Origin of the sequence: Bradyrhizobium sp. JYMT SZCCT0428, from assembly GCF_018131075.1 — a bacterium.
Classification (GTDB): Bacteria; Pseudomonadota; Alphaproteobacteria; order Rhizobiales; family Xanthobacteraceae; genus Bradyrhizobium.
The window spans coordinates 1-5040 of the sequence record NZ_JAFCLS010000129.1 but is presented as its reverse complement, the minus strand read 5'-3'; the positions used below and the strand labels follow the sequence as shown (position 1 = coordinate 5040).

At 57.6% G+C, this 5040-nt stretch carries 5 protein-coding genes; all 5 read left to right on the top strand.

The features are described from left to right. The coding region (locus JQ575_RS43720) for an ABC transporter substrate binding protein (RefSeq protein WP_283842709.1) at nt 1-262 on the top strand (262 nt) is incomplete at its 5' end. Between the two features lie 250 nt (nt 263-512). Next, complete coding sequence (locus tag JQ575_RS43715; RefSeq protein ID WP_212039317.1) at nt 513-1469, top strand: ABC transporter substrate-binding protein; 957 nt, start codon at nt 513-515, stop codon at nt 1467-1469. 276 nt (nt 1470-1745) lie between these two features. Beyond that, a complete protein-coding gene (locus JQ575_RS43710) occupies nt 1746-2687 on the top strand; it encodes an ABC transporter substrate-binding protein (protein WP_212039316.1) in 942 nt (313 codons plus the stop codon). A 97-nt stretch (nt 2688-2784) separates the two neighbouring features. Next, complete coding sequence (locus JQ575_RS43705; RefSeq protein ID WP_212039315.1) at nt 2785-3765, top strand: ABC transporter substrate-binding protein; 981 nt, start codon at nt 2785-2787, stop codon at nt 3763-3765. Between the two features lie 163 nt (nt 3766-3928). Then, nucleotides 3929-4240 carry a hypothetical protein gene (locus JQ575_RS43700; RefSeq protein ID WP_212039314.1) on the top strand — a complete coding sequence of 104 codons (312 nt, stop codon included), beginning with the start codon at nt 3929-3931 and terminating at the stop codon, nt 4238-4240. Nucleotides 4241-5040: the final 800 nt, after the last annotated feature.

Here is a 5040-nt window from a genome sequence, read left to right as displayed (position 1 = left end):
GAAGCATCGTTTGCCCGCAAGCTATCTCTACCGACAATTCGTCATCAATGGCGGATTGATTTCATACGGCCCCAGTATAGCCGATTTGTATCGTCGTGCAGGCGGCTACGTCGATAAGGTTCTCAGAGGCACCAAGCCTTCTGATCTGCCGGTTGAGCAACCGACCAAATTCGAACTGGTGATCAATATAAAAACGGCCAAAGCCCTCGGCCTTACTGTTCCGCTCGCGTTGCTCGCCAGCGCCGACGAAGTGATCGAATAGCCAAGCTGTTTGCTGCAGCGCATGAGTCTGCTTGTGGGCACTCAACTGACATCCCAGCACGCCTTCCGGATGTCTACTTTCGGGGGAGATCGGAAGTCCCGTTTCGAGCCTGCTAGGGCAGCTTTTGACCCATTTCCGACGTGGGAGGATAATTCCAGATTAACAAGATGCGGCCGAAAGCCTATTTGTATGGCTCGATCCAATGCAGTGGTCAGAACGCCGGGATAGAATGAGGCGACGGGAATTCATATTGCTGACGAGCGGCGTGGCCATCGGCTCCATCTCAGGGGCTTATGGACAACAAACAGCGAAGCCTCCGGTTGTCGGTTTCCTTGTCGCTGGAACGCAAGCTTCTCATGGGGCGTGGGTGGCGGCATTCGTGGAACGACTGGCCAAGGTTGGCTGGACGGATGGGCGCAATGTCAAGATCGAGTATCGCTGGGGAGCAGGAGATGTTCGGCAAATCACCGAATTCGCTGCCGAATTCGTGCGGCTAAAGGTTGATGTGATCGTTACGTCGGCATACGGCGTTGTGGCCGCAAAGCAGGCAACGTCAAGCATTCCAATTGTATTCGCCGCCTACGGTGATGCGGTCGCCAACGGAATCGTCGCGAGCTTGGCCCGGCCTGGCGGGAATGTTACAGGACTTTCCATCCAGCCCGGTGAACTCAGCAGCAAACGTCTTGAATTGATGAGAGACATCATCCCGAATGTCCGCCGTTTCGCTGCACTGGTTAACACCAATTACTCGGGTGTTACGCAAGAGGTGATTGGCATTCGAGCGGCAGCCGCCCGGCTGAATGTAGAAGCCAACATACTCGAAATCCAAACGGCCGACGATATTGACGCAGCAATGGCGACACTGACGGGCGAAACTGACGCGCTGTACGTGTATAGTGAACCCCTTACAAATGCCAATAAGGCCAAGATCATCAAAGTGGCTACCGCCGCACGGATTCCAACTATCTTTGGTTTTAGAGAATTCGTGGACGCGGGCGGTCTGATTTCGTACGGAGCGAACTTCATCGACCTTTTTGCGCGGGCTGCTGAGTTTACCGACAAGATTTTGCGTGGAGCAACGCCAGCTGACATGCCCATTCAGCAACCAGTAAAGTTTGACCTCATCATCAATCTCAAATCAGCCAAGGCGCTCGGCTTGAATATCTCGGAGACTTTTCTTACCCGCGCCGATGAAGTGATCGAATGAGGATGGCGGCTTCTGTTACTGGCCTTTTTGAGACATGCCTGCCTAACCTGATGTCCGCTCATCGGAGATCGGAAGTCGCCGTGGTCCGTCAAAACGACTCGAATGACCCACAACGGACGTCGCATCTAGTGAGAATGGGCGCTCGAGTGTGGGCGCTTTGTGATACATTGCCCGGTGGTCACACGTGCTAGGATTTGGCAATTCCACAAGGCGTGGTCCTTACGGGGGCGTATGCAAAGGCGCGAGTTCATCACCCTTCTGGGCGGCACGCTCGCCTTGCCGCTCGCCGCGCGCGCGCAGCAGCCCCAGCGGATGCGGCGGATCGGCGTGCTGATGGCATATGCCGAGAGTGACCGGGAAGGACAGGCCTGGGTGGCGGCGTTCGGGGAGGGACTCCAGAAGCTCGGGTGGACGGAGGGCCGCAACATCCGGATCGACACTCGCTGGGCAGCGGCTGACGTGGAGGCGATGCAACGATTCGCGAAGGAACTCGTCGCGCTGCAGCCCGACCTCATTCTTACGCAAAACACACCCACCACTGCTGCGATGCTGCAACAAACGCGCACCATCCCCGTCATTTTCGCAAACGTTGCCGATCCGGTCGGCAGCCGCTTTGTCACGAACTTTGCGCGACCGGGCGGCAACGTCACCGGTTTTGTTCTTTTCGAGCCGACGATGGCTGGCAAGTGGCTGAACCTGCTCAAGGAGATCGCGCCGAGCGTCAATAGGGCCGCCTTCCTGTTCAATCCGGCAACAGCCCCCTATGCCGATTACCTTGGCTCATTCGAGGCCAGCGCCCGGTCCCTCGCAGTAGAGGCGATCGCTGCACCTGTTCACAGCCCGTCCGAGTTCGAAGCCGTCTTTAGCGCACTGGCGCGCGACCCAAACGGCGGTCTGGTCGCGATGGCGGATATTTTCCTGTCCAACCATCGCGTGGAGATTACAACGCTGGCCAGGCGCTACCGTATTCCCGCGGTCTATCCTTTCCATCAGTTCACGGAAGTTGGCGGCCTGCTGTCCTACGGAAATGACCCGCCCGATAATTTTCGGCGCGCGGCGACCTATACCGATCGCGTCCTCAAGGGCGAGAAGCCGGGCGATCTGCCGGTGCAGGCGCCGACAAAGTACGAACTGAGGATAAATCTGAAGACCGCCAAGACGCTCGGCCTCGAAATGCCTTTGCATCTCCAGCAGCGCGCCGACGAGGTGATCGAATAGCTCGACGCTGCGCGTTTTTGTTGCGATGCACGCCGCCACTAACACTCCCAACCTGCTATACTTAGCAGCCGTGACCCTTGGCCTTGGGGGTAGCCCCATGAGACGCCGCGAGTTGATCACGCTGGTTATCGGTTCAGCAGCCGCATGGTCGTTTGTAGCGCGCGCGCAAGAAGCAACCAAAGCTTACCGCATCGGCTTTGTGGGGTTGCCATCGGCCGGAAGTCTGCCCGAACGCGCCGAGGCGTTCCGCGCTGGCCTCCGTGACCTCGGTTATCAGGAGGGCCGGAATATTGTCATTGAGTATCGGTGGGCCGAAGGACGGTACGAACGTCTGCCCGCCCTTTTCGCGGAATTGGTCCGGCTAAACGTCGACGTGATCGTTACCCATGGAACGCCGGGAGCCTTGGCTGCAAAACAAGTCACCAACACGACTCCTATCGTCGTGGCGGTGATTGCTGATCCGGAGGCGTCAGGTGTGGTGGCAAGCCTCGCTAGGCCGGGCGGGAACGTGACCGGATTGACCTATTTCACTCCAGAACTCTCTGCCAAGCGGCTCGAACTGCTTAAGGAGACCGTGCCCGACCTGACCGACGTTGGTGTCCTGCTCAACCCGGTAAATCCTGCAAACGCGCCGATTGTACCAGCAGTGAGGCGCACCGCGGAGCTGCTCAAACTGAAGCTTCACCAGTTCGGCTTGCGCGGAGCCGACGAGATCGAAGCGGCATTTGCCGAGATGGCATCAAAGCGCATTGGCGCGCTCGTGGTCATCGACGATGCGACATTGATCGGCAACGCTAAAGCCTTGGCGCAAATCGCGTTGCGGCAGCGTCTGCCTTCGATTGGCTGGTCGGATTACGCCGTGGCCGGGGGCCTGTTGTCTTATGGGATCAACTTTACCGACATGTTCCGGCGCGCCGCGACCTTTGTGGACAAGATTCTGAAAGGTGCGAAGCCGAACGACTTGCCCATCGAACGGGTGGCCAGATTCGAGACGATTGTCAACCTTAAGACAGCCAAAGCCCTCGGCATCGAGGTGTCGACATCACTCCTGCTGCGCGCCGGGGAGGTAATCGAATGAAAAGACGCTTCACGTTGCTGCACCCGCTCACGAAGCCGAAGGCGTGATCCAGGGGCAGGGTGACGGCTTCCCGATCGACCAGAGCCGCGTTGCATGCCTGCGATACTTGCGGCGCGAGCGGCAAGGACGCGCATGTCCGCGTCCGCTTCAACAGGAGAGAGCCATGACCGATCGCAAACTGAGTGACAAGCAAGCCGGAAACGATCAGATCGGCGACATTGAATTGGCCGCTGTGGTTGGCGGCAGGACTGAAGTTACCAAAGCGCAGTACGAGAAAATACTGCACGATCGGATGAACCCGCCCTGGTGGCAAAGGTTGTTCTCATACCGCCGCCGGAAAGAGGCCGCCAACCGGGGCGGCCTCAACGAATCCCGATGGATCGTGCCAATCCGCGCAACACGGCCAGCGCGGACTGGGTATAGTGCCCATGGTTCAGTTCTTTATCGATCAACCAAAGAACGATCAGGGCAGTAACTGCGCTTCCAAAAAACTTCATAAAGAGACAACGGCGGCGGGTCGCAAAGTTGCATAGCGATAGACGCTTCCAAGCTGGCTCATCGACCTGACTCTGGGTCGATCGAGCGCCGTTAGGAGGCGGCGGTGGGTCGAAATTATCCCCGCGATAACGAGGCAAGCGGCGGCCATAAATTTTCGCATGTCTTTTGTACTGAAAACCGGCAGACATCGTCGACGATTGCCACCGAACCGCCCGCTACCTCGGCGAAACCAGTGCCAAATCATCGGGCGGCGAACAGACGCGAAGAACCCGCTTGTATATATTCACAACCGACGAGCATGGCCTTGCAGGGCGAATGTTTAATGCCACAGTTCGATGACCAATGACTGGTACGAAAAGCTTCGCTGCCCAAAGTGCAGCAAGACTGGCATGGCAACGCTGTCTCAAGAAGAGGGGCATTTGCCGATTGCTGAAGTCATTCCGGATGGCTTCAAGTTAGTTTTTACCAACAGAGGCCCCGACTTCTATTGTACGACGTGCAACGTCGCCGCGTATCCATAGCCGCCTCGGCCCTGATCCACGAAGCACGCTCATAAACCGCGAATGGCACAAACTGCACATGATCCAATCGACCCGCCGCGCTAAAGTCTGGCGATGAGTCGCTACACTTTTTTCCATTCGGCATATCTTTGTTGTGGCTCACCGCCCTGGTGACCGGCTGCATCTATATGCTGGTCGTTTAGGACCTCGATCAGTAGAGGGCGCGGAGGTTGAAGGATCGCAGGCTGACAGGCGCCCAATTTGCTGGCCTGCAAGC